Consider the following 22,199-nt stretch of genomic DNA (forward strand, 5'->3'; position numbering starts at 1 on the left):
ATTAAACCTGCCAGTTAGATAATCGGGTTGTAAGTTTTCTTCGAGCAACTAGCCCAACTCGACGCATCGCGATCGGGACGAAAGCTAGTTCAGCGTTTAAGTTTGCGGTATACTGCACCACTGGATCAAACTTTTGCAAGCCCAAGGATGTCCACGGTCTGCCGGGTTGTTGCGCGCCGTTTTGCAAGGTATAACCATCATGAACATAAGGCGCGTATTCTACAGACCAATCAAAAACAACAGAACCCGGAGACGGGAAAGCGACAGTTTGTGATTCTTTTAACACGCCCGTGTCAATGATGTCACTTTGTGGAAAGTCAGGAAAGGCCCCAACCTCACCAATGACTTCTTGAAAAGTATTACCTAAATCTTTCATTGTGCGCTCAAAAGCACGTAAAGCGGCCCCTCGTAAAGCAGTACCATTAAAATTAACAGAAACTTTACCGCGTATTGGCATTTTTTACATCCTCAATAACTTCTTGAAAAGCTTGGAGCGCAGCGCCTTTAATTGCAGCGCCGTTAAATGTTATTTTTGGTTTCATTATTTTTTAACTGTTTTCAATTAATGGTATTATTTTTAGATTTTCTACAGGCTCAGGAATTTCTGGTGGCGTTGTAATTTGTAAGTATCGTTTCTGCCCAATTCGATTTTGAATTATTTGCATTGCCGTTTCCAGTTCTGGATCATTTTCACAGTCAAAAACTAAAACTTGACTATTCCATGCTTCGGAAAGCTTTTCGCCGTCTAGATATATGGAAGTTACAAAATACGCCTCCATTCGCATTTTAGAAACCATTTCTTTAGCTTCCAAAAGATTGAGAATCTGGAATCGTTCCGCAACGTCGCGTCGCATTATTCCGTTAGAATTTGGTAGGTCAACTGGCATTTTTAAACTCCTATATCATTAAAAGTTAATTCTAGTTGTTTGATAATTTGGATAATAGGAATATTACTCAATCTTACAAGAATAATTTGCATAATTTTATGCACTATACGTAATTAAAGCAACAAAAGGTCTGCTGACTACATTGGCAGAATTAGTAGGGGGGACATAAACAATAAATTGAGTAGAAGTGGTATAAACATAATACTCGTTTTGTGCCCCCGATAGAGTCATACCGGGGGACATTAATCTATTAGCGACATCTGTAACAATACAAGTAACTCCTCTAATGGTTCCGGTTATTCCATGTGTAACAGCTACATCAGCTCCACCAGTCCCGGTAGTTCCAGATATTTGCTTTTGTTTTATAGCAATATTATCTCCTAGTTGTGTAAATCCTCCTATATATTGATTCCCCCCGACTCCTTGACCCCCACTGACTATATGTGCGCCAGTCGTAGTTGAAGTAGATTGGGTAGCGTTAGTAATATTAATTGCACCTGTAAATGTTTTATTACCCCCAATTCCTGATTGATCTCCACTTATAGCAACAAAGTTTGTACCGTTTGCAATTGGCAAAATTCCTGTTATATCGGCAGTAGCTAAATCAACTTGACCAAAAACAACATTTGTGCCATTCCCTTTTAAAAAACGGTTTGCTGTAATACCTCCAGCTAAATTATTTAATGCCGTTTGGCGACTGTTTAAATCACTTAAATTGTTGGCAACTGTCAATTGCAAGTTATTAGTAAGCGCTCCGAGTCCAACCTGGAAAGCAGTGACGTTGTGCGGATTCCCTATTGTTAGTTGAGAGTGTTGGTATGCCGTATTTCCAAGATCGCCTCTGTAAGCTGTGCCAGAAGTAGTCCCTAATGCTAGAGACGCTGATATCTCAACATAAACGCTTCCTGACCACCGATAAGTAAGATTTGTGTCGATCGTAACGTAAATCTTCCCTATCTCTCCCGTTGTTGGAAAATTTGCAAGGGTCGCGTATTCTAAAATGTCATCAACATAACTTGGAAGCTGAGAGCTGGGGACAAAGCCACCAACCAAATCTGCCTTAGTTGTCAAAGCAGAGCTAAGAGCAAAGGTGTTGCTTGCAATCACCTCTGGAGCGCCCGCCGTTCCACCTCTGCCAAGTAAGCTATTAGCCGGGAGGGAGCCGGGGAATCCAGCGATAACACCCCAACTCGTTCCACCCAAGCTGAACAGAATAAAGCTTTGATGCTGAACCGCTAGTGGCAGTGTGGTTGCACCGTTAATAGTATCGCTTCCCGACCTAGAAATTGTGACTATATTTGCCGAGCTATCTGACTTGCGAATTTGCACCGCCCAACCACTGCCAACTGTTGCGGCGGCAGGCAAAGTTATAGCGATAGCTGCGACTGCGGCATTTACGTCAATCAACTGGCGTTGATTAGCAGTCGTGAGCGTTGTGTTTGCCAAAACTGCCAGATAGCCAAAAACAGGAACAACGTCTGTTCCACCAACTGCGTGAGTGCTTGCGTGAGATGTTGGAGTGCGGGCATTTGAGTAAGCTCCGTCTGCTGCGTCTCGGATTTGCCCGCCACTATTCCCGATCGACCGAAAAGCAGCAGCCCCCAGTCCAAGTGAGTCTCCCCCTCCTGATAAGTGGGTATTCGCATGAGAAAGAGGACTGCGAGCATTTGAGTAAGCCTCATCTGCCGCATCTCGGATTTGTCCACTGTCTGTCCCGATCGCCCGCGTTGCAGCTTCGCTTAATCCAAGCGTCGATCGCGCGGCTGCTGCGTCTACATCGTTCAACAGTGTTTTTATAAAATCAGTTACTGGAGAAGTGCTTACCGTGCCACCAACGGAAAGCTCGATCAATCCTGTTGTTGTCAACGCTGCGATCGCTGCAAGAATCCCTCCTAACTGGCTAGCATCAAATTTTAATCTTTGAATGCAACGCCCAGGACTACCGGGAAGTATTGAATCTGGTCGAATTACAGAAACTTCATCAGTTGCAACGATCGAGTCCGGCTGCCACACCCAAACCTCAATATTATTAGTGAAGGCGTTAGGCACAACAAACCAAACTCCTGCTGGATCGGACGCGCCAAAATTTATGGCCTTCAAAGTAGCCAAATTGGAAAGAAAATTAGCAGTGGTAAAAGCGCGTCCGTAAGCGTTAGGCATCTTTTAATTCTTAAGTTAAATCTAGCTTAGATTACAAACTATCTATATTTACCCTCAATCAGAATTTTTGCAGTTTTAAAGTTGATCGCTTTTGCGTCAATCTGAAAGTTAAAAGCCAAATTTTCAAAAGCTTTCTGAGTTACCGGGCCCCAACTACCATCCGGAGTTCCTGGTTGAAACTGTGGGAACCGAGCAAGGCAAATCTGGATCTGCTTCACCAGTCCAATGTCTTTCTTTACCTCTACTAGAGACAGATTTAGCTTGCGTTCATAGATATCCTGAAGTCGAAGACCCCCAAGCTCTCCGGGCTGCCAGACTCTTTTGTCCTCGGACTTACCAGAAAAGAAGTGTATCCAAAGCTGACCTTCGGCATCGGGGCCACACAAGTCTGACATCATGCCGTAGGAATAAACTAAACCTTTTCCCGAAACCCCGGTGTCGTAGCCGTCTCGATACCATTCACCCCAAGGATCGTGAACAATCCAGCCTTTTTCGTTGTACCCAATTATGGTGATGATGTGACCGGAAGGTGTAAACCATCCGTGAGTCACACATGGCTTACCCGAATTGATGTGAGCCTTGACCTGTTCCCATGTGGCGTGAGCGCTAAATTTAGGGCGATACCCGTGTCTCTGTGCCAATACCTCAAGGTCGCCGGGAGAGTGGCGGGACAACCCATTACTTAAGCAATAGTTAGTCAAATAATCTTCTAGTTGCTCCCCGTCCAGACGTTTAATAGGTTCCCCGTGGTAAGCCATACACATCGCGATCGAGGTCGTGTTGCACGTTCCGCCGGGATGTAGAGAATTGTCACGCTGAGAAAGATAAGGAACTTTTAACTCTAGAGTAACCATCGTTTATATTTTTAAAGACATTTTGTATTCATGAACGTTGAATCAAACGCAAAACACGCAGGTAAATTAATGTAGCAGCTTAGACTTTTTAAATCCTTTAGTTCCCTCATTTTTTGATTGATCTACATAGGGCGTGGCATCTTCCATTTGTCCAGATTGTTTTGGCGCAAGCCCTTCTATTCCTAACTCGTTGGCAAAAAATCTAAATAATTTTTGGATCATTGAAACATTCATTGATTCTCCATTGTCTAGTTGTAAAATTTCTTCATCACTAATCTTGGAATCAATAGAAAACCTATATCTAAGACACACAAGAACAATTTCAATCTCAATTCCAGCAGCCGCATTAGGGTTGTTTTGTGCTTTTAAAATACGTCCCATTGCTTGTTTGTATTCTTGATAATCAGAAACACCCTTGCTAGGAATACTGATAATATTTCCTACATTGTCTGAAATATCAATCTCTCGTGTAACAACTTCTGCTAATAATTTAAACTTTAAAACGCTCATTTACTCTCCTGCTAATGTTATGGATTCAATATCTAGCTGACCTGTGAGCCAGTGAGGGACTTTGCCGTTTTTAAGTAACTTTAAAAACGTTTTGACAAATTCCTTAGAATATTTTTTCTTCGCAATCTCGCTTTCAATCGCTTGGTTGTACGGGTTAATTGAATTAAGTTCTTTTTCTGGGCGTTTAACTCCCTTACTAGAAAGGATGTACAACATCGCTCTACTGATTGGAGTTGCTATCAGGTTGCCTAATTCAATTTCTCTTTTGCCGATCGCCTCCAAAGCTTGTTCAATAATTATCAGGGGTTGGTCTGCAAAATTATCAGAATTAAACCGATCGTCTGATGGATAATTTAACCTTAGTTTCCAGTAAATACTCTCCCAGTCAATCAGTTGAGGTTTCGAGTCAGTGGCTTTCCCATCGGCTCATCTTCCGCAAAGTCTTTGAGAATTTCAAACCCTTCGAGCCAAGGCCCTTTTTTTGCAAACACTACCCAGCGTTTTTCTAGTTCAAGGTCAGGGCGTCCGGCGACAATGCCTTTATACTGGCGGGCTGTTTCGATCGCCATTTCTTTAGCGACCTCTCCAGTCAGTTCGAGTAAAACTTCCTTGGGTATCCACCGAGTGCGTTCGCCCAGTACAAATTCGTACAGGCGATCGATCATTGGCATTGTTGAGGCTTGATCGGCAACTTGATCAGTTGTCAACTCAGGAAGTTTAAATCTAGAGCGAAGTAAAATGGTAATTTCTGACAACCGTGCATCAACTCGACTAACCCCATCTTTAAGTCCGATATAATACTGGCTGATGGCGTTCTCTTCGTTGTATGTCAGGCATCCATATTTCGGAATCTCGATCGAATTGCCAAAACCATCCTCAACCAGCGCTATATTTTCTCCCTGCTGTGTGGCAGTAGTCTTAAATGGCAACATCTACAACTCTCTCCATAGTGTAATCCCATAGTATGTGTGCGCCAGCAGGTAAACGAACCGAATAGCGCTTACCTGTTTCTACGTCTAGTAAACTTGCTTCAATTTCTTGGTTCCCGCTAACAGCCAACATTTCACAATGGATTGTGCGATCGTGAATATTGCAGCAGCAAGCAAAAACACCTTTAGTTTGAAGCGACGAAGCTTTAGCCATTAGGCGGCAATTCCGACAACTCTAAAATCGCTAATGGGAGCGCCCGTAATATCGACCGATAAGTCGCCCATTCTAAACCCATCAGCAGCAGCCGATGTCGTGTTGTCCGTGACATAACCCTTGGCAATAAATGGGGCTTCCTTAATAGTTCCCAAATCTTGATCGGGCGCTTCGTGTTGGATTGCAAACCACAGTGCAACTTTCTCTTCTGCTGAGAAAAACGCCGTCCAATACCCGCCATTTTTCAGCATATAAGGACCCGGCAGACTCAACGATCGGCTGCTGGTAGTCGTAGTGATTAACTTGTTGCCACCCGTGTTAAAAGTTTGGGTATCGGTGGTGTCAACCGTTCGGCTAATCTCAGCATCTGTCCGATCGAGCAATTCAGGCGGCCACATCGCCGTTGCACCTGATGGAATAGTTTCAGCCAAAGCTCGAACAGTCAACGCGCCGCCCGTACTGTCTGTCGTTATTTCTGCTAAATAAGCTAGTTCGTCAGAATCAACAAAAAGCAAAACGTTGCCTTTCTCTATTGCGGCAGCAGGAGCGCCAGTCACAGTCATTGTTGTAGCTCCTTCTGTTGCTGCCGCTGTCAGTGTCAGCGTAACAGGCGCAAAAGGTAATGTAGGTTTTGTTTTTTGTTTCCAGCAGTAGACTGAAGTTTTCCAACCTTTTTGTAACTCCCGGTTTTGATAGCTAGTTCCCATGTTTTCTCCTGCTTACAATAGTTTTAGATATTGTCAGATTTCTAGTTTCTATATTGCCAATTTTGGGATTGGGAATAATTCTTAATCCGACATTTACTGAATAATTAAGATTCATTAACAACTGGATTAACGGCTCAATTATTTTTAAGGTTGTGTCTTGGTTATCCCATTGCTTAAGAGTTATCTTGTGCGATCGCACCCAACCCATTCCTTGGTTGAGCATTGGCGTCACCGTTAACTCTTCTGCTGGGATAATTACAACTTCTAACCCCTGCGTTTGTGTCCCTGCTGGTGGAAAGTTGGGCTTGGCTACTGCAACAGCTTTTAAAGTTTGACCAGTTGGGAATAAATAAGTCCCCAATCCTGCCAGCGTTTCTATTGCTGTCTTAAGTGCAATAATTTCGTCGTTTAAGCTTGAAACGTTGCCCATCCTTCCACAATTGCTCCTGTTAATAGCTCAGTGTCAAACGGTCGGGGAAATTGAGACAAAACTTGAAGCTTTCCTGTTTTTCCGTAGTATTCAACCTCACATTCGGTCGGTCTGATATTTCCGGGCCATTGCATGGGGTTCACTAAATAACCTTTTAAGTAAGTTCTCAATGAATTTGCTCCTTGTTTGTCATCTGGCTTAGAAATTACTGGTTGCCCACCTGTTCCACGAGACTCTTTAAGAAAAGTTTCGACTTCTACTAATTGCTTTTTAGGTTGGATATTTCCCCACTCGTCTGTCTCTATTTCTATTGAATTTACCAACACAAATAATTTAGAATTTGCATACTCTAGAAATTCAGAAGCCATACTAAATCACCGTGTAATCTTCCTCAATGCTAAACCCTCCTTTAATTGTTTTTCGCATTGGTGTTGCCGTTCCAACTGTTGTGCCGACTGTAAAATCTTGATCGTAGCTAAACTCAATATCCGCAACATACTTTTGCCCTGGTTCATCGGCGGCATTGTCGCCTGATTGAATTAAAACTATGGCTGCTTTTTTTTCACTAGCATTTAAAGTGCTAAGCGTAATTCCACTGCCAACAGTTCGAGAATAGATTGGTGGGCTATTTGAACCATCGGGCAACACTTTGCAGACCGAAGCTTTGACGGTCAATCCGGTTAAATTAGCGCCAGCAATCGGCCCAACAACAACCACACTATCTGATCGAACAAAAACAGGCTGCTCTGCTCCATCAAATTTCATATTGTTGCTTTCGTAACGCATATCTATGTAAAGCGAGTTCATAGTTGCTATCCGTTAAAAGTTAAAAAGCCGCGTTCGATCGGATAATTGAGTCTAGAATTACCAATTTCAAACTCATATTCTGTCTCAAACTCGCGGGCGAATTCTGCAAAAAGAGTTTCGATTCGATCAATGAAGATGTAACCGATGTAAGTTGTCAATCCTCCGGGCTGGACAGTTTCTGAATCAACTTCTAAACCACCCGGTGCAATATTTTCAAGTTTGTCAAGCAGACTAACTCCTTGCAAATTGAACAACCTAAACCTTGCTTTAAGGTTTGAAAGTTTCCGACCTAAAAGCTCAAACCTAATTTGCAAAGACTGACCTTTTTGTAATGGCTGGTTTATTAACGGTTTTCCGTTAAGCCAGAGTTTACCTTCAGGAGCCAAGACAGCAGGCATTGACACAACTTTGTTGCAACCTGTTTGAGTTGACTGCATCCCGATCGCGCTGACAGCTCGCTCTCTCGTTGCAACAGCCGACCCAAAAACAGCGGTCTGCGCGTTCATACCGAGAACGTACCTGTCTCGACCTAGCGACAGCGCGATCGCACTGGTTGACACTAACCCACTTCCGGCTGAGTGCCGATTGCGAACTATCAACTCATCGTCTGTCTCTGTCACTGTTGTGGCTGTTGCCGTCGCTGTGGCGAATTGAGTAGGCATTACGCTGCATCCAATCCGATCGTGAGTTCAGTTAACGTAAACGGATCGCCCGCATCTACTGTTTTAGGTGGAACGAGCACGCCACCAACTTGGAAGTTGCCTGCAGTAGGAGCGTCATGCAAGCCCCAATGTGTTCTTAGCCCCTGTGCCGCCGTCGCCGCAGCAAAAGAAAAAGGAATAATTGTTGAAATTTTTCCAGCAGTTGCAGCGCCAAAAGCAGTCCCGTTAACCGCTACTGGCTGGCGGTTGTACGCGCTGTCTGTCGGTTCCGTCCCGCCGATCGTTGGAGAAACATTAGGCGCGGGGGCGCTACTGTAATGAGCCACCGACAGGCTGGGGAACAGAGGCAGCGGAATGCTGCGGTATAAATCGTTGAGGATTGCATTTTGCAAATTCAAGGACATGAACCCGGTGTCAAACCGGTGCAGCAATCCACCCGCAAGCACAATTAAAGAATCGTTGACTTCAATCAATTCCCCGTCGTCAGGGATGAAATAAGCAAGACAACTGCCACCGGAGGCACTGTCAAAAACTCCAAGCGCAACGATGTTGCCGTTCCACCCGGTAGACCTTGGAAAAACCAAGTTTTTGATAGTAGTCGTTGAGCCACCTACAGGCGCTTGCCAGTCTTGGGCAGTCATCATAATTCTGGTTGCACCTGTCGGTTCAGAACCGGGACCTTGCTTGGAAGGCATCGTCAGAAACGGCGCAAGGTAGGGAGTGCCAGTGTTTTTTTGTTGACCCCGAAAAAGGTGATTGAGGTAGATGTTGCTACCTGTATTTGTTAAGTGTCCAACTGCCATTATTTTTTAGACTCCTCAACCATTGGACAACTGGATTCACCTATTCCACAAATCACATTGTTGTAGCCATCGGTTTGTTTTTTATTGCCGCATTTAGGGCAAACTTGCAAACCCAACATTTTGAAATAGTCTGACGCATAATCAGCTTTACCTGACGGTGCGGTTACTTTTGAGGCATCACTTGGTTTCTTAACACCAGCCTCCACTTTTGGTTTTAGTGGGGCTGGGTCTGGTGTTTCTAATGTCTCTGGAGACAAAGGATTCTCAGGACTAGGAGGAGGTGCAGGCGCAGAACTTGAGGGCATACTATTAGACCTTTGTTGTGGACGATCGAACTTCGTAAACCCGTAACTGCTCCTCACCGCCAACAGCGCGAGCCACTTCGTTTGGTAAAAGTGTACGATTTGGGTCAACATCCAAACCAGTTGCGTTTGCATGAGTTTTCCAAATCAGCGATCGCATCCGACCGAAATCGGTGTCGTCAGATTCCCGAATTTCCATCGGCATAGATTCAGCCATACCCAACGCATCGGCACCAAGAGCAAAACCCGATCGGGTCGTAACAGGATTGCCTCCCAAGGTCTCAGTCTGAACACCGGGAGAACCGGGCAAACCCGAACTGATATTAGTAGATTCAAAACAGTGGAACCCGCGAACTCGACCTTTGTAACCGTTAACCTTGCCCATGTATTGTTGGCGGGTTTTCAGTTGCAACATATTGGTCAAGCCTTCAACTTGGGAGTTATCCGCATATTGGGATTTCTCAGCCATGTCGTTTTCTAGGGATGCAAAATGATCGGGGGTACCAACAAAAATAAAGCAGCCATCGTCGAGGGGCGGCACTTTGTCGTTCACCATCCGAGCTCGCAGCGAACCAAAAAAGTTCATTGTTAATTGACCGCCACCACCCGCCGGAACTCCAGCGGCAGTATTAACAACTGTGCCGTTGTTGTTGTAGCTAACAACTGTTGAACTGAGCAAAATTTCAAACAGCAACAAATCTTCCCACATCCCGTAGTTGTAGCCAATCCGTTCCTGCACAAGTCGCTCAATATCAATAATCGTCACCGCGTTGACCAGCTCGTGAATGCCCAACGGTTCAACAACTGCATCTTTACCCATACCCCATTCCAAGATCGGAACAGAGACGCCATTGCCGTTTAAGTTTTGACGAGTTGGGACGATCGGGATACCCGGAGTCAAACGCCAATCAGAAGAGGTAACACCGACGTTAAGATGGCGGACGCGGGGAACCAAGACTGTCTGATTGATAGGAATGCCCGTGTGGATTGCCTTGTTGCAGAATTGCCACAAAACGAACCGGGCGCTGTGTTCAATCCGCACAACTTGGCTAAGGTATTCGCGAAGCGCGATCGGGAAGTTAGCAAAAGTTGTTGGCGCGTCTTTACCGCCCCAGACTTGGTTCCGACCTTGAAGTAATCCATGTTGACGGGCGATCGCGTCAATACCTTCGCGCAACACCTTGCGATTTTCAACAAAAAACTGATCGGTGTACCGGGAATTTCGCTGAACGTAACTACCTGTAGATGTCGTAATGAGTCGAGCTTCAGTTGTGGCTGCGTCATTACATCGGCGCTCGAATTCCCGAACCGCATCCTTGGCAGAAATACCGCCCCGGTTAGCCAACGGGGAGATAAAAGCTTGGGAGGGAAGAGGTGCGCGATCGGCTCCAGCAGTCTCGGGGTGAGCATAGCCAAATTGACCGAATACCCTAGCTAAAGTGTCGCGTTGCTTGCGCTCGTTCTCAACTTGCTTTTCAAGTTCTTCTCGATCTTTCCTAGCCTTCTCCTCCGCAGCGTCTTGCTGTTGCTTCAATTGTGCAATTTGATCGGCTGCTTGTTGCAGTTGCGCGAGAGTTTGTTGAGTCTCTTGTCGGACACCGCTATCAACCAGCATTCGGAACTGAGACTCGGTAAGAGTCATGGTTCCGTCTTCGTTAAAAGTCATCGCCGCTTGAGTAGGTGCAGTGACAGTTGAAGACTGAGGGGCTGGTGCAGGTGAAGATGGCGCTGGTTCGGTAACGGAATCAGAGCCAGTCACGTTAGATAGAGGTGGCAACTGCTCTGCTGGAACTACGCCGTCTGAGTTAAAACTATTGTTTCCCGACTTATTCTTTTTTGTAGCATTAATTCGATTAATCGCGTCGCGTTCATTAACACCTGCGACTGCATCGCTGCCAATTATTTTAGGTTTTGATTTTGTTGGCATTGGTTTACCAGGATACTATGACCAACTTATCAAAGTTTTTTTAACACTATGCTAAAATTGCGGTACACGCAAAAATTAGCGGTACACGCAAAAATTAGTCAAGTATGATTTTGACAATAGGTGAAAGAATTAAAATTTTACGCGATAGAAAACAGGTAACTCAAGAAAGTTTTGCAAAATCTGTCGGTAGATCACTTTCGATCGTCTGTCGAGTTGAAACCAACGATAGGGAGCTAACTTACTCAGAAATTTTTGTATGGGCAAAAGCTTTAGGCGTTGAACCAGAGTCGTTAATACTAAACACCATTCCCGGCTGTGACCAAAGAAGCCCCCGGCAGGTTTGCAATAACCACGGTTGATAATTCGCCCAAGTCATAAAGCCCATCGCGGATATAATAGGGTGCAACCAAAGACGGGTCAGCGTCCCATTCTGTCCAGCTATCAGGAATATAGTGCGGGCAATTCTTGAAAGAAAAGCTGGTGTTACACAATGGGCAAACATAATCCTTAAACGAGAACCCGCCCAACGATACCGCCCGACCAAGCCCTATTTTAAGTTTGTCAACAATTCCAGAATTTGCAGGAAAAGCGACTGTCGCCACAACCTGCACAAACTCTTCATTCTTAACAATTTGGCGGTTTAACTCGCCATTTTGCAGTGCATCTACAAGCTCAGAAGGTGGCTTAGACTTGACCAGTTTAGCTTCAATAATTATTCCTTGCACATCCTCCACAGATTCCCAGTTGTGGTTCAAGATGTGGGGCAATCCCATTCGATCGAGCATTTTTGCCATTTTTGCCAAATCTTTTTCTGTCCACTTGCCTTTGCTTCTGTTAATTAAGTTGTCGGCAACGACAAAAGAAATTGCAACCATTGTCTCGTCCGCTATTAACGGAAAGCCAGAAGGTCTGAACTTATTTAATTTGGCAAGTTGCGGTTTAGTCAGATAGGGGAGAGTGTCGTGTCGATCGGGCGCAACTTCTGTTACTGCAACTTCAGTCTTTGGCTCTCGCAAATCCGAGTGCAACTTACCAACAAACACATCATCTTGCCTGTTGGCTAGCTTAATCAAGTAACCCGGTGTGGTCTTTGTTGTGGCAATATCTATACTGATTTTGGGGATTAATCCATCTAAAACAACTTGTTCTACAATCCCGCTAACCGTTCCCACGGAAGAATCCCAGCTAACTTCGTCGCCAATTTTAAATAAAGTTTTCATATTTTACCAAGGGTGCATTGTAATAATTGTGTAGCCGATCGCATTAGATAATTGCTTGACTAAGTATTTCCGATAACTGTGCAAATCGCATTTGCGATCAGGCTTCCATTCAATAACATCTAGCTTGACAATTCCGCTCGACGCTTTTCTAATTTCTTCGGAGTTAGCGTCAAGCTGCTGTATTATTTCGTTTACTTGCTGCGCCAATTGTTCAGAGGTTTGCTGGACTGAATCACACAAAACATTAATGATGGGCAGCGAAGTTATTGGCAATTCCAAATGTCTCAATATTTTTCCTCTTTCCGCTGTTCCAATCGGCATCACCCTACCTCCAACAGTCGAGAATCTTTAGACTTAAGTGCCTCTAATCCTGAACGTATATCAGCATCGGTAGCAGTGCTTAACCAGTCAAGATGGTGCAAGCTTGGCTTAGGCAAAACGTCTAAATCTTCAACTCCTTTTGTGTTAGATTCTTCCGCTTCCAATGGGTTCATCTGTTCCTCAAAAGGATTGACGTATAGTTTGGGCCAGATAATTCGATAAATCCATTGGTCTTTACTGTAGCCCTGAAGCGCCAACTCTAAATTGCACAAATGCTTAATTATTGAATAAGTTATCAGCATTCGATCGGCGTTTAAGCTTCTTGCATAATTAAGCATTGGTTGAGTCGCGATATCCTGAGCGCCCCCCCAGCTATATCCCATCAGATATAAAGGGACTTTAGACTTTCTAGCAATAATTAACTGAAATTCTTTAAGCACTGAAATCAACCCAGAAAAGTCTGGGTTGCTGTTAGACAGTTGTCTAATTTCTGCGCCATTCATCAAGTAATAGTCAGTAATGCTACCGTGCTGTCGAAGTCTTTCTCGGTGCGCTTCTTTGTACTGTTGGGCATCCGCGTCCGTGTACTCACACGGCATAAAGTGTAACCGAGAGTTTACCCCGGTGGCTCTAGCAGCGCTCAGCAGGTCAGCTTTAATGTTTTCTGCTCCCACCCAGTCGGGGATGCACTCTTCAAAAAGCGATCGCCCGTAGAGATGTGGAGGCCTCCAGCGGTAACGGGCATGGGCACAGACGATCGGGTGAAAATCCAGAGCGCTGACTTCATTGGTTGAATTCTTGCGCTGTTGAAATCCCAACAACTCCCCTGTCACTGACTCAATGCGGAACATCTCAAAAGTTGGCGGGAACAATACCCGTTCAATCCGAGAAGATTTAAGATTGACCCCGATCGACAAAAACCAATCGCCCCACGCCATCAACAACTCCGGCCCTGCATTCAGCGCCAACCCGCCGATAACCTCCTCCCGCAACCGCTGCAAAACCTTGTAAACTCCGGGGTCGATCGGCGTCACGTTGTCGTTGAGTGTGGGAGCAATATCCCAACCCTGGTCATCGCCTGTGGGGTTGCTCCAAATTGCATCCCGTCGCAAGTCGAGCGCCAGAGTTATTTCAGATGACAGCTCAATCATCCGCACAAGTTCGCGGGTGTGACCGTTATCTCGCACGATCGGTTCGCGAATCTCAAAGTCATACTGACGACCGTGGATGCTGTCGCTGGCATATCCGTGATATTGGGAGACAGGTTTGGATTGACCGCCAACCAGCGTCCGACTGTAGTTGACAATGCTTTGCCAAATGTTCTCTAGAGTTTTGTTTCTGCCGGGAGTTGGGGTTGGCGATCGCATTAGGGTTAATTAAAGTCGGGTTGGATGATTTTTTGCCCATCCAAAAAGCTATAAGCTCCTGAACTGGCGTCGGTTAAATCGGTAATCTTAGGTTTTGAACTACCGTCAAAATGGTAGAGCGCATCTAAATATTGTTCGTTCCAATCGCCCCTTAGTATTCGGACTTCGCCCCGAAGTGCGGCGCTGGCAAAGTGACTCGCTCGAACAATTTTACTCTCACGCGGTCGAATGCCTGCACAGTGGAATCCTTCTAATAATTCCCGGATGCGAACTTGATCGCGGGGGCCGGAAGAACCGCCTTCTAATTCCCAAGCAATTTTTGTGTTTACCGTGTCGCGAACAGCAGTATTTTTCAATAAGTTGTTAGTTTGTGCTGGCTCAAATTGTTCGGCGATCGCATCCATAACATAAATTATACCGTCAACTTTTTTCATCTTAACCCCGGCAGTGTAACAAGCAGAGATTTTGGCACTTGCTGCTAAATCCCAAAACCGAACAATTCGGCCGCCCGCTGGTACTTGATCGACCACCTCAAACCATTCGCGCTTAAAGACTGAACCCGCACCCTTCGCCTCAAATGGGATGCAGTCTAACTCCTCTCTGGCGTTGATGCCGTAGTCTTTGCGTAGTTGCTCAATCCATGCGTATTCGCGCTCGATCGACCATTGCTGATTTGACACTAAACAAATGCGGCGGTAAAGTCCATCTGCGATCGCCGTAGCCAAATCATAGCGGTGGTAGGAATAATTGAGTTCCCCGGTTTTGCACTTCTCGATTAGCTGATTAAAATAATTGTCTTTACCGTTGTGGGTGCTCCAAATTGCGACGGAACCACCCCACATATTGATAGCCAATGCTGCCTTGATTAACTCTTCTAGATCGTCGTGGAAAGCCGCCTCGTCAATCCGCAGCCGCCCTTTCTTTGATCGCAAGTTTGCCGGACGCGAGGACAGAGATGTCACTTTGAACCCTGAGTCAAACCGGATAGTATAGGCAAGAATGTTTTTGTTAGGTTCCTCAATGACTGACTCGTTGATACCGGAACAGGCTAGATTGTAAGCCCGTGCCCAGTACGCAACATCTTCTATATATTGGCGGCTCATGTCGAAGTTATAGCCGACGTACCAACTGTCAGAACCGTTAATTTCAGCCGCCACCAACGCCGAATCGGCGGCGTCTGCCCAGCTAATCCCTATCCGCCTCGACTTCTCGCAAATCTTGATTGGGCTGCTGTCCCGGGTCCACATCTGCTGATATTTCAAGAGCATCGGCGGGCTGGATGCCCAGAAGGTGCTGTCGAATGACTGCTGCTGTTTCTGGAGTAAGTCCGCGTCCGTTTTCTTCTTTGTAGTCGGGGAGGACTCCCGAAAACGCCTCTCGAAGGTTTGATTTAAGTTTGCTAGTTTCATCGTTAGCCAGTTTTAATACCGATCGCGGGAGCCAGCCAGCTTCTGCTAAAATCTTGAGCGCTTCAATTTCATCGTAATGCCGACCGAAAGCTTCTTGCTGTAAAGAAAGCGCGGCTTTAATCAGACTGGGAATATTTTTTACTTGGTCTAATGCTTCTAATTTATCAGGATTGTTTTTTGCTGAATCCAACCCCGCATTGATTACCAACATTAACTTAGAATAAGTAGTAGCGCAAACTTGCACCATGTGGCGCGACTGGTCAAACCAGCGATCGGATTCCGCAGAGTACAAAAGTTGCTGACGTTTCTCGGCTTCCGCTTGTGCTTTTTGCCGCAGGTTTTCTAGTCGGGCGATCGTTTGTTGCCAGACAGGAGTTGAAGTCATCTGAGAAATTCTCGATCGAGTCAACCCAAGTCGTTGAGCAATGACTTCCTGTGTGATTCCATCAAACGACATTTCTGCGGCGGCAGTTATTTTAGAAATTGACGATACGCTTGCTTTTCCCATCGAAGCAAATAGTCCTAACTTTTATTAACATTTTCTAACGTTTCTTAACCTTTTCTAACTCCATTATGCCTGATTTACTTGACCTGCGATATATCCGAATTTCACAAGCCGAACTTTTCGACAACAACGCCAAGCTGCACAACCTCGACCAGATTATTGAATCAATAACCAGGTACGGGTTCAAATCCGCCTGTAAGTGGGAGGGGACTCTCAACGGCGGGCGCGGCGGGATAGTCGCGGGCAACGGACGGGTTGAAGCCCTGCGGGTGATGGAACAGCGGGGCGATGATTTGCCGATCGGGATTGCTCAAGACACAGAGACAGGCGAGTGGTGCGTTCCGGTGTTGTTCGGGGTTGAGGCAGGTTCGGAGGTGATCGCCCGCGCCTATGCGTTGGATGACAACAACCTGACGCTGCTAGGTGGAAACTTTGCGGTGGCGGACTTGCTAAAGTTGTACGATCAAGAATTGCTGCTGTCAGAACTAGAAGAACTCAGTAAACTTGACCAAGTTCCGGTCAGTATTGGTGAGGCTAATTTAGAAGACTTACTAAATCAATTGGCGCTGGGGGGAAATAGTGAACCGGAGCCGGAATATGGGGAGGACGATCCCACAATTCTTGAAGGTATCCAAGTTCGAGAAGGTGTAGAACTTGGTGCCATCTTCCAATTGGGGCGTCACAAAATCATGTGCGGTGATTCAACGGTTGAAGTTAATGTGCGGGAATTGTTGGGCAATTTAAAGTGTCAAATGTGCTGGACAGATCCACCTTACAACGTGAACTACGACCCCGAAGCTCGCGTTTCGCATTTTAGCAAAGAACGATTGGCTAACCCGATTGGCAAAATTGCAAATGACGCAATGAGCAATGATGATTTTTTTGAGTTTCTAATTAATGCTTACTCAATGATAAATATAGCTTTGTCTGAAGGGTCTGCTATATACATAAGCCATGCAGACACTATGAGGCATCATTTCAGAAACGCATTTATAGCTATGCCTTGGAAAATGCAATCTTGCTTAATTTGGAAAAAGTCGGTCTTGGTATTTGGGAGGGCAGACTACCACTGGATGCACGAACCTATCTTGTACGGATGGAAAGAAGGAGCTTCTCATAGATATTTTGGAGACAGAAAGCAGACAACTATTCTTGAATTTACGTCGCCGCACTACGACAAAGAGAACTGCGATACCGATGGATATGTACACTCTTGTCAGAAGCCAACACCTTTAATTAGCTATTGTATAGAAAACTCAACAGAGCCCAAAGACAATATCTACGATCCTTTTTTAGGAAGCGGAAGCACAATAATAGCAGCTCAACAACTAGAAGGAGAGCGTACTGTTTTTGGTTTTGAGCTCAGCGAAACTCACATTGAGACAATTTTGCAACGTTGGGAGAAATTTACAGGCATTCCCGCCAAACGCATTAATTAACAATAGAATATGCCATAATAAGAAACAATAAACCTGCTCCTACGACGTAACCAAAAGGAGCCGGAATACAATCAACAGACTTCAGCCTCCTCGTAACTAGGGAGGCTTTTGTATTTACCCGATCGCCCGCCAATTAATCTTTACACCCGCAACAAATCTAAGCTATAATCTACCTAAATTACCCCCAAAACTCATGGCAAGTTTTAGCAAAATTGTGTCTAAAATAATTCATCCAGAGTCCAGCGAACAGCCATTGGAAGAAACTAAGTCGGACGAGTCGCAGCAGGAAGAAAAGCCAGCGGAACAGCCACAAGCAGAAGAACCAAAACCAGAAGAACCTCCGCAAGAACAACCTGCAATCGAACCGCCACCCGCCGAGCCATCCACCCCAGAAGCACCCAAGCAACAAGAGCCACACCCAGAGCAACCAACCGAGTCGCAAATACAAAAACCTATGTCACCACAAGGACAGCCGCTGCCTCCGAACGAACGAGTTAACGCTGCCTACAAACTGGTGTACGGGGAGAATGCTGAGATTCCAATTAAGCACGAGTCGATCGTCACCGAGCAAGATGCTGACTGGCATATCCGCAGTTATATGGGAGGTTTGTTTGCCACTCCAAACAGCAATCCAATGACTCAACAATTTAACAACTTAGAAGAGTTGCTGGAATGGTTTAACAAGACTTATCCAGCGGCAACAAAGGTTGAGTAACAATTGTTGTTATTTTTAAAGTGAAAATTGTATACTGTAAAAGGTATTCCACTTGAAAATACTCCAGCATCATGTGGCTCTGAGGCTGGACGGGAACCCTGCCCTGTGGATCGGAGGCGAACGACGGCCGGGAGGCCCAGCAGGGAAAACAAGCGGTTCTGGTTTTTTGGCAACAAATAAACTGGTCAAGCTGCGGTCGCGACATCAGGAGAGACTGAAAAAATCCATATCTGATAATTTCAGACATGGCGTCACCCAAGACGTTAAAAAGGGTCCAGCCGGGGTTGAGCAGCGGTTGCTCATCAGTCTCATAAGCTGACTTTTTGGTGGTTCGACTCCACCCCCCGACTTTATTTAATAATTATTAAAAAATGACAAACTCTGAGAGACGACAAACTGGCGGAAGGGTTGGCGGTAGTGATTTTTTAAGCAGCCAACCTCCAAAATCTTGCAAAGAAGAAACAGAAACAAAAACAAAAGTAGATCCACTAGAAGAACCTAGTGTTTTTGGTAATACTATAAAATTTACAAAAACCGTTCATCGGAATAACCATTGAGGGTTATCCCTCATAATTCAAGCGCTCAACTAATGCTAGTATTATCCTGTGTTACCCAGTAAAAAATATGAGTTTTAATGATATCCACAAATTAAAGCCTAAAAAGCCAAAATCAGAATCAAAGCAAACATCAAATATTTCAATTGAATTTCTGGTGTTACCGGGTGAACAATTTAACGTAGTTCCGATCGAAGTTAAGCATCAAACTGGTGGCATTATCTCAGAAAAAATCCGTCTACTACTTATGAGAAACTCTAACTAATGGAAAGCAAAACTCTCAATTTAAATGACAAGATTAAAGTTAAACTCACTCAATCGGGACAAAATTATTTAACGCGAAAAAACTATAAATTAACGACAGATAAAGAAGGATATGTAACTTTGTCGCTATGGGAATTTTCGGGAATCTTTGGCGATGCTTTGCAGTTGCCAACATTCGATCCGCCTGTTGAACCAGAAATAATTTTGATTGTGGACTGAGTGTCTGCAAATAATTGTGACAAACTATAATTAAGATAACTTGCGACTGCAAGCTTAATAATAACAAGTTCTAAACTATTTTTCGCCAAAACTGAACTTGTGAAATTTTAACAATTCAGGAGCGTCAAAATTTACATTAGTCAACTCTGGCAATTGTTCAATAGGAAAAATTGACCGAAGATATAAAACTGCTTGAGTATATAAACTTAAATCAGTCCAAAATACTTTTTTGTGTTCTACGCGATTAAACCCGCCGTTTTGTATGACAGCAAATGGTTTGCCATCAAACCACACAGTTGCCAATTGCCAGTATCTTATATGGTCGTTTTGACGCCAAATTACTTTTGTTTCTATCTTGTCATTGATTATACCTGTGTGATCTACGTAACTTGATGAATCCGCAAATTCATCTATGTGAGTAACAAAATCTTCTAGTTTAAAACTTGTTGATTGAGGAGTTAATTGGTAAAGTTCAGCGATATTCATAATTGTAAAAGTGACTGCAATTTATACATTTTATCATTACTTAAAATATTGCAATCACTCAATTTTGAGGTGGCTTTGCTTACAAGGGTCTTGTCCAATTGAATCTTAGCTCATCTGTCAATCCCGTAAAAAAGAGGAATTCAGTGTTTACAAGGGTTTGAGGTTTTCCGGTTTGAAATCGGAAAACCCTTTGATTCTGTAACGAAATCTAAAACCCTTGCTGTGTCTCAAAACAGGAATTCCTGTTTTGGTCTAACAACCTACTAAAACATTCCTCCCAAAAAGGCGGATTCAGACAGAGCAAGCTTTTGGAACGATCCGGTTTGAAACCGGAACTGTTAAATCCAATTACGGGAATTCCCGTAAATTAGACATACCAAGGCTTTCAGGGACTCCGGTTTGAAACAGGAGTTCCTAAGAAGTGTCAATCCGTCCAAAAAGACGAATCCAGTGTTTGCAAAGGTTTTGAGTTTTGCTGATCGATCAGCAAAACTGCTAAGCGTCAGAACACTTTTTGGGAAAGGGTTTTGCGGAAATTTCCGCAAAAGTGGTAAGCGTGAGTTTTTAACCCTTTGGTTGAAAAATACCTCTTGAGGTTTTTATGCTCAATCATAAAAACTAACTAGCGACAAAATGAGGGCGGGGGGAAGGATTGTCGTAGCCAACGAGTTCTTAATGGTTTGAGGGTGTCCGGAATAACAGCTTTTAATGACTAGAACATTCTTCAGGCGTGGTTTTGAGGGTGTCCGGAATCAGCGGGTGGGAGCGGTGACCAGAACTTCTCGGTTAGCTAAAACTTTTCTAGGTCTTGGTTCCAGCGCGAATATTCCAAAAGTCCTTAGTGAGTCTAAACACAATGAGGACAGAGAAACGATCGCAATTTCCTTGTATATAATTCGTTGTTATGATATATTGATAGTGTCAATAATTTTATGGCAATTATGTCTTACTATTACAGACTAGCATCCGTACTAAATACTTTGCCCAAGCACTGGGCTTATTGTGATGCTTGGGAATGGGTGTCTGACGAAAAAGGTTCGTATTGGGAAGATCGGAGAGTTCCAGGATTTCAGGTGTTTGGAGAAGCCAGCCAAGCTCTCCGAGCACTGTCGGGGGAAGACATGGACGGAGTTTACGAAGCATCCGAGTATCCCCAGATCTTAATCGTTGAGGCTGATGAAAATTTTGTTAGCGATGGTTGCTCCATTTATTTTGCATTAGAGTGCGAAGGAGTGCTTTCGGTCAGAGCAATGCCAAGCAAAGAAGCGCTTGATCGAATTTTGGAGATCTACAGTCAAGAATCCGAACAATACGACTATGACAGTTTTGCCGAATGGTGTGAAGACTCCGAAGAAGAAATTGCAGGCTTTTTGTTAAAAATGTCTGAGGTAATTGAAGTTTCATTTATTGAAACTTTACCGCGTCCGTGTTTAATCAATTTTTCGGAGAGCGAACTATGGGTGGCTTAATACGATACAGTCGAGATTCTGTGAAATATCGAAAAAACTTAGCCCGCACTGGAAACTCAAATAATTTTATCAATGAAATCGGTCAAAGATACGGAAAACTAACCGTCATTGCTGAGGGAGAAAATTACCGAAATGATGCGTGCTGGGTGTGTCGTTGCGATTGCGGCAGCACAGTTACCGTGAGAGGGTTTTCTTTGAGGCGGAGAGATACTAAGTCTTGCGGTTGTATCCAAAAAGAAACAACCGCCAATAGAAATAGATTGTCAGCAAATCCCAAAAAAGAAGAATTAAGAAACAAGGCTTTCGACTTGCGTAATAGCGGATTAAGTTTTGGTCAGATCGCCGATCAATTTACAAAACAAGGCGTTCCAACATTGTCTGGAAAGGAAAGCAGCAAATGGTATGCTTCCACTATTAAATGGTTACTAACAAATAATCTTGAGTAGTGAAAGGTAATTTAAACAAGCCTGAAATAGTAAGTTCAACTCTCACCCCCGATTTTACTTACTGAATTTCTCTGGATATACTGCCGACGCACCCATCAATGGTATTTTTGTGGCTCTGGGTGCGGACTGATGAATGGTGACTAATGACTGATAATTGATTACCTACCACCAGCATTGTAAAAATTGGGGAAGCCTCGATCGCAAAAGTCTGAAACTGTTACAAGTCAAGCGGTTTGCAACTGAAAGCGGCAGATTGCTAATCTGTTAAGGGTGTTAACATCCTTCGAGGGTTCAAATCCCTCCCTCTCCGTTCTATTTAATGCTTTATGAATCAAGGGTTTGGGATTCTTCATACCCTTAAAAGTTGCGTTTTCCGCTTTTTTTTGCTCGCTCTTGGCACTCGGTAGCGCCACCTCAGTCGGGCGAGAGCGTCAATGAAGCTATCGCGGCGATCGCAATTTTCCTAACAAAGATCGCAATATGGTACGCTCAAGAGCCGGATATTCATCTGTGTTATACCAATTTTATGTGAAGTTGCATATAATAGAGAGATAGCTTTTATGGTGCGTTTATGAGTCGTAGTTTAAAAATTA

28 protein-coding genes and 1 tRNA gene are annotated in these 22,199 nt (G+C 44.4%); 7 read left to right on the forward strand and 22 right to left on the reverse strand.

Going from position 1 to position 22,199, the window contains the following annotated elements; all coding sequences use genetic code 11:
• Position 1: 1 nt before the first annotated feature.
• From QUB25_RS13835 to QUB25_RS13910, 16 genes are all read right to left on the reverse strand, one after another.
• Positions 2 to 457 carry a hypothetical protein gene (locus QUB25_RS13835; protein ID WP_333183775.1) on the reverse strand — a complete coding sequence of 152 codons (456 nt, stop codon included), beginning with the start codon at positions 455 to 457 and terminating at the stop codon, positions 2 to 4.
• Positions 458 to 548: 91 nt separating this feature from the next.
• Positions 549 to 887 (reverse strand): hypothetical protein, encoded by a 339-nt coding sequence (locus QUB25_RS13840; protein WP_333183776.1) that lies wholly within the window; start codon positions 885 to 887, stop codon positions 549 to 551.
• A gap of 96 nt (positions 888 to 983) precedes the next feature.
• On the reverse strand, positions 984 to 3,047 hold the full coding sequence (locus tag QUB25_RS13845) for a hypothetical protein (protein ID WP_333183777.1): 2,064 nt from the start codon (positions 3,045 to 3,047) through the stop codon (positions 984 to 986).
• Positions 3,048 to 3,085: 38 nt separating this feature from the next.
• Positions 3,086 to 3,901: a C39 family peptidase gene (locus QUB25_RS13850; protein WP_333183778.1), complete on the reverse strand. Its 816-nt coding sequence runs from the start codon at positions 3,899 to 3,901 to the stop codon at positions 3,086 to 3,088.
• Between the two features lie 66 nt (positions 3,902 to 3,967).
• Complete coding sequence (locus tag QUB25_RS13855; RefSeq protein WP_333183779.1) at positions 3,968 to 4,411, reverse strand: hypothetical protein; 444 nt, start codon at positions 4,409 to 4,411, stop codon at positions 3,968 to 3,970.
• The gene (locus tag QUB25_RS13860) at positions 4,412 to 4,693 is read right to left on the reverse strand and encodes a hypothetical protein (protein WP_333183780.1); all 282 of its coding nucleotides are present in this window, start codon (positions 4,691 to 4,693) and stop codon (positions 4,412 to 4,414) included.
• A gap of 107 nt (positions 4,694 to 4,800) precedes the next feature.
• The gene (locus tag QUB25_RS13865; protein ID WP_333183781.1) at positions 4,801 to 5,343 is read right to left on the reverse strand and encodes a hypothetical protein; all 543 of its coding nucleotides are present in this window, start codon (positions 5,341 to 5,343) and stop codon (positions 4,801 to 4,803) included.
• Complete coding sequence (locus tag QUB25_RS13870; protein WP_333183782.1) at positions 5,330 to 5,554, reverse strand: hypothetical protein; 225 nt, start codon at positions 5,552 to 5,554, stop codon at positions 5,330 to 5,332. The genes QUB25_RS13865 and QUB25_RS13870 overlap by 14 nt, the downstream gene beginning before the upstream one ends.
• The gene (locus tag QUB25_RS13875) at positions 5,554 to 6,261 is read right to left on the reverse strand and encodes a hypothetical protein (protein WP_333183783.1); all 708 of its coding nucleotides are present in this window, start codon (positions 6,259 to 6,261) and stop codon (positions 5,554 to 5,556) included. The genes QUB25_RS13870 and QUB25_RS13875 overlap by 1 nt, the downstream gene beginning before the upstream one ends.
• A complete protein-coding gene (locus tag QUB25_RS13880; RefSeq protein WP_333183784.1) occupies positions 6,251 to 6,691 on the reverse strand; it encodes a hypothetical protein in 441 nt (146 codons plus the stop codon). Before QUB25_RS13880 ends, QUB25_RS13875 begins: the two co-directional genes overlap by 11 nt.
• Positions 6,670 to 7,059 (reverse strand): hypothetical protein, encoded by a 390-nt coding sequence (locus tag QUB25_RS13885; protein WP_333183785.1) that lies wholly within the window; start codon positions 7,057 to 7,059, stop codon positions 6,670 to 6,672. The genes QUB25_RS13880 and QUB25_RS13885 overlap by 22 nt, the downstream gene beginning before the upstream one ends.
• A 1-nt stretch (position 7,060) precedes the next feature.
• Complete coding sequence (locus tag QUB25_RS13890) at positions 7,061 to 7,498, reverse strand: hypothetical protein (protein WP_333183786.1); 438 nt, start codon at positions 7,496 to 7,498, stop codon at positions 7,061 to 7,063.
• A 5-nt stretch (positions 7,499 to 7,503) separates the two neighbouring features.
• Positions 7,504 to 8,160: a hypothetical protein gene (locus QUB25_RS13895; RefSeq protein ID WP_333183787.1), complete on the reverse strand. Its 657-nt coding sequence runs from the start codon at positions 8,158 to 8,160 to the stop codon at positions 7,504 to 7,506.
• On the reverse strand, positions 8,160 to 8,963 hold the full coding sequence (locus tag QUB25_RS13900; RefSeq protein ID WP_333183788.1) for a phage tail fiber protein: 804 nt from the start codon (positions 8,961 to 8,963) through the stop codon (positions 8,160 to 8,162). Before QUB25_RS13900 ends, QUB25_RS13895 begins: the two co-directional genes overlap by 1 nt.
• Entirely contained in the window at positions 8,963 to 9,220 is a 258-nt protein-coding gene (locus tag QUB25_RS13905; protein WP_333183789.1) for a hypothetical protein, read from the reverse strand. The genes QUB25_RS13900 and QUB25_RS13905 overlap by 1 nt, the downstream gene beginning before the upstream one ends.
• 52 nt (positions 9,221 to 9,272) lie before the next feature.
• A complete protein-coding gene (locus QUB25_RS13910) occupies positions 9,273 to 11,192 on the reverse strand; it encodes a hypothetical protein (RefSeq protein WP_333183790.1) in 1,920 nt (639 codons plus the stop codon).
• 104 nt (positions 11,193 to 11,296) lie between these two features.
• Here QUB25_RS13910 and QUB25_RS29810 point away from each other — a divergent pair, with 104 nt between their 5' ends.
• On the forward strand, positions 11,297 to 11,551 hold the full coding sequence (locus tag QUB25_RS29810) for a helix-turn-helix domain-containing protein (protein WP_445251947.1): 255 nt from the start codon (positions 11,297 to 11,299) through the stop codon (positions 11,549 to 11,551).
• Here the strand turns inward: QUB25_RS29810 and QUB25_RS13915 are convergent.
• Genes QUB25_RS13915 through QUB25_RS13935 form a run of 5 tightly spaced genes read right to left on the reverse strand, consistent with a single transcriptional unit; the run spans position 11,489 to position 16,017 of the window.
• Positions 11,489 to 12,412 carry a hypothetical protein gene (locus QUB25_RS13915; protein ID WP_333183791.1) on the reverse strand — a complete coding sequence of 308 codons (924 nt, stop codon included), beginning with the start codon at positions 12,410 to 12,412 and terminating at the stop codon, positions 11,489 to 11,491. The two genes, QUB25_RS29810 and QUB25_RS13915, sit on opposite strands and share 63 nt — an antisense overlap.
• A 3-nt stretch (positions 12,413 to 12,415) precedes the next feature.
• Complete coding sequence (locus tag QUB25_RS13920; RefSeq protein WP_333183792.1) at positions 12,416 to 12,733, reverse strand: hypothetical protein; 318 nt, start codon at positions 12,731 to 12,733, stop codon at positions 12,416 to 12,418.
• Positions 12,733 to 14,100, reverse strand: a complete 1,368-nt coding sequence (locus QUB25_RS13925; protein WP_333183793.1) for a hypothetical protein — start codon at positions 14,098 to 14,100, stop codon at positions 12,733 to 12,735. Before QUB25_RS13925 ends, QUB25_RS13920 begins: the two co-directional genes overlap by 1 nt.
• 5 nt (positions 14,101 to 14,105) lie before the next feature.
• Positions 14,106 to 15,347: a phage terminase large subunit family protein gene (locus QUB25_RS13930; RefSeq protein WP_333183794.1), complete on the reverse strand. Its 1,242-nt coding sequence runs from the start codon at positions 15,345 to 15,347 to the stop codon at positions 14,106 to 14,108.
• Positions 15,286 to 16,017, reverse strand: a complete 732-nt coding sequence (locus QUB25_RS13935; protein ID WP_333183795.1) for a hypothetical protein — start codon at positions 16,015 to 16,017, stop codon at positions 15,286 to 15,288. Before QUB25_RS13935 ends, QUB25_RS13930 begins: the two co-directional genes overlap by 62 nt.
• A gap of 65 nt (positions 16,018 to 16,082) precedes the next feature.
• On the opposite strand from QUB25_RS13935, the gene QUB25_RS13940 reads away from it, so the two are divergent.
• From QUB25_RS13940 to QUB25_RS13955, 4 genes are all read left to right on the forward strand, one after another.
• Positions 16,083 to 17,453 carry a DNA methyltransferase gene (locus QUB25_RS13940; RefSeq protein WP_333183796.1) on the forward strand — a complete coding sequence of 457 codons (1,371 nt, stop codon included), beginning with the start codon at positions 16,083 to 16,085 and terminating at the stop codon, positions 17,451 to 17,453.
• Between the two features lie 214 nt (positions 17,454 to 17,667).
• On the forward strand, positions 17,668 to 18,168 hold the full coding sequence (locus QUB25_RS13945; RefSeq protein ID WP_333183797.1) for a hypothetical protein: 501 nt from the start codon (positions 17,668 to 17,670) through the stop codon (positions 18,166 to 18,168).
• A gap of 277 nt (positions 18,169 to 18,445) precedes the next feature.
• Positions 18,446 to 18,518 (forward strand) — tRNA-Met (locus QUB25_RS13950).
• Positions 18,519 to 18,986: 468 nt separating this feature from the next.
• Complete coding sequence (locus tag QUB25_RS13955; protein ID WP_333183798.1) at positions 18,987 to 19,205, forward strand: hypothetical protein; 219 nt, start codon at positions 18,987 to 18,989, stop codon at positions 19,203 to 19,205.
• A gap of 75 nt (positions 19,206 to 19,280) precedes the next feature.
• Here QUB25_RS13955 and QUB25_RS13960 read toward each other — a convergent pair whose 3' ends face one another.
• Positions 19,281 to 19,691 (reverse strand): hypothetical protein, encoded by a 411-nt coding sequence (locus tag QUB25_RS13960; protein ID WP_333183799.1) that lies wholly within the window; start codon positions 19,689 to 19,691, stop codon positions 19,281 to 19,283.
• 932 nt (positions 19,692 to 20,623) lie between these two features.
• On the opposite strand from QUB25_RS13960, the gene QUB25_RS13965 reads away from it, so the two are divergent.
• Together QUB25_RS13965 and QUB25_RS13970 are read left to right on the forward strand one after the other, a co-directional pair.
• Complete coding sequence (locus tag QUB25_RS13965) at positions 20,624 to 21,160, forward strand: hypothetical protein (RefSeq protein WP_333183800.1); 537 nt, start codon at positions 20,624 to 20,626, stop codon at positions 21,158 to 21,160.
• Between the two features lie 20 nt (positions 21,161 to 21,180).
• Positions 21,181 to 21,606, forward strand: a complete 426-nt coding sequence (locus QUB25_RS13970) for a recombinase family protein (protein WP_333183801.1) — start codon at positions 21,181 to 21,183, stop codon at positions 21,604 to 21,606.
• Positions 21,607 to 22,199 lie beyond the last annotated feature (593 nt).

It is taken from the genome of Microcoleus sp. B3-D7, assembly GCF_036705305.1.
GTDB lineage: Bacteria > Cyanobacteriota > Cyanobacteriia > Cyanobacteriales > Microcoleaceae > Microcoleus.

Excerpts from the sequence above, each read along its gene's own strand:
- QUB25_RS13835 (WP_333183775.1), bottom strand. The coding sequence starts at position 457 with ATGCCAATACGCGGTAAAGTTTCTGTTAATTTTAATGGTACTGCTTTA.
- QUB25_RS13840 (WP_333183776.1), bottom strand. The coding sequence starts at position 887 with ATGCCAGTTGACCTACCAAATTCTAACGGAATAATGCGACGCGACGTT.
- QUB25_RS13845 (WP_333183777.1), bottom strand. The coding sequence starts at position 3,047 with ATGCCTAACGCTTACGGACGCGCTTTTACCACTGCTAATTTTCTTTCC.
- QUB25_RS13850 (WP_333183778.1), bottom strand. The coding sequence starts at position 3,901 with ATGGTTACTCTAGAGTTAAAAGTTCCTTATCTTTCTCAGCGTGACAAT.
- QUB25_RS13855 (WP_333183779.1), bottom strand. The coding sequence starts at position 4,411 with ATGAGCGTTTTAAAGTTTAAATTATTAGCAGAAGTTGTTACACGAGAG.
- QUB25_RS13865 (WP_333183781.1), bottom strand. The coding sequence starts at position 5,343 with ATGTTGCCATTTAAGACTACTGCCACACAGCAGGGAGAAAATATAGCG.
- QUB25_RS13870 (WP_333183782.1), bottom strand. The coding sequence starts at position 5,554 with ATGGCTAAAGCTTCGTCGCTTCAAACTAAAGGTGTTTTTGCTTGCTGC.
- QUB25_RS13875 (WP_333183783.1), bottom strand. The coding sequence starts at position 6,261 with ATGGGAACTAGCTATCAAAACCGGGAGTTACAAAAAGGTTGGAAAACT.
- QUB25_RS13880 (WP_333183784.1), bottom strand. The coding sequence starts at position 6,691 with ATGGGCAACGTTTCAAGCTTAAACGACGAAATTATTGCACTTAAGACA.
- QUB25_RS13885 (WP_333183785.1), bottom strand. The coding sequence starts at position 7,059 with ATGGCTTCTGAATTTCTAGAGTATGCAAATTCTAAATTATTTGTGTTG.
- QUB25_RS13890 (WP_333183786.1), bottom strand. The coding sequence starts at position 7,498 with ATGAACTCGCTTTACATAGATATGCGTTACGAAAGCAACAATATGAAA.
- QUB25_RS13895 (WP_333183787.1), bottom strand. The coding sequence starts at position 8,160 with ATGCCTACTCAATTCGCCACAGCGACGGCAACAGCCACAACAGTGACA.
- QUB25_RS13900 (WP_333183788.1), bottom strand. The coding sequence starts at position 8,963 with ATGGCAGTTGGACACTTAACAAATACAGGTAGCAACATCTACCTCAAT.
- QUB25_RS13910 (WP_333183790.1), bottom strand. The coding sequence starts at position 11,192 with ATGCCAACAAAATCAAAACCTAAAATAATTGGCAGCGATGCAGTCGCA.
- QUB25_RS29810 (WP_445251947.1), top strand. The coding sequence starts at position 11,297 with ATGATTTTGACAATAGGTGAAAGAATTAAAATTTTACGCGATAGAAAA.
- QUB25_RS13915 (WP_333183791.1), bottom strand. The coding sequence starts at position 12,412 with ATGAAAACTTTATTTAAAATTGGCGACGAAGTTAGCTGGGATTCTTCC.
- QUB25_RS13920 (WP_333183792.1), bottom strand. The coding sequence starts at position 12,733 with ATGCCGATTGGAACAGCGGAAAGAGGAAAAATATTGAGACATTTGGAA.
- QUB25_RS13925 (WP_333183793.1), bottom strand. The coding sequence starts at position 14,100 with ATGCGATCGCCAACCCCAACTCCCGGCAGAAACAAAACTCTAGAGAAC.
- QUB25_RS13930 (WP_333183794.1), bottom strand. The coding sequence starts at position 15,347 with ATGTGGACCCGGGACAGCAGCCCAATCAAGATTTGCGAGAAGTCGAGG.
- QUB25_RS13935 (WP_333183795.1), bottom strand. The coding sequence starts at position 16,017 with ATGGGAAAAGCAAGCGTATCGTCAATTTCTAAAATAACTGCCGCCGCA.
- QUB25_RS13940 (WP_333183796.1), top strand. The coding sequence starts at position 16,083 with ATGCCTGATTTACTTGACCTGCGATATATCCGAATTTCACAAGCCGAA.
- QUB25_RS13955 (WP_333183798.1), top strand. The coding sequence starts at position 18,987 with ATGGAAAGCAAAACTCTCAATTTAAATGACAAGATTAAAGTTAAACTC.
- QUB25_RS13960 (WP_333183799.1), bottom strand. The coding sequence starts at position 19,691 with ATGAATATCGCTGAACTTTACCAATTAACTCCTCAATCAACAAGTTTT.
- QUB25_RS13965 (WP_333183800.1), top strand. The coding sequence starts at position 20,624 with ATGGCAATTATGTCTTACTATTACAGACTAGCATCCGTACTAAATACT.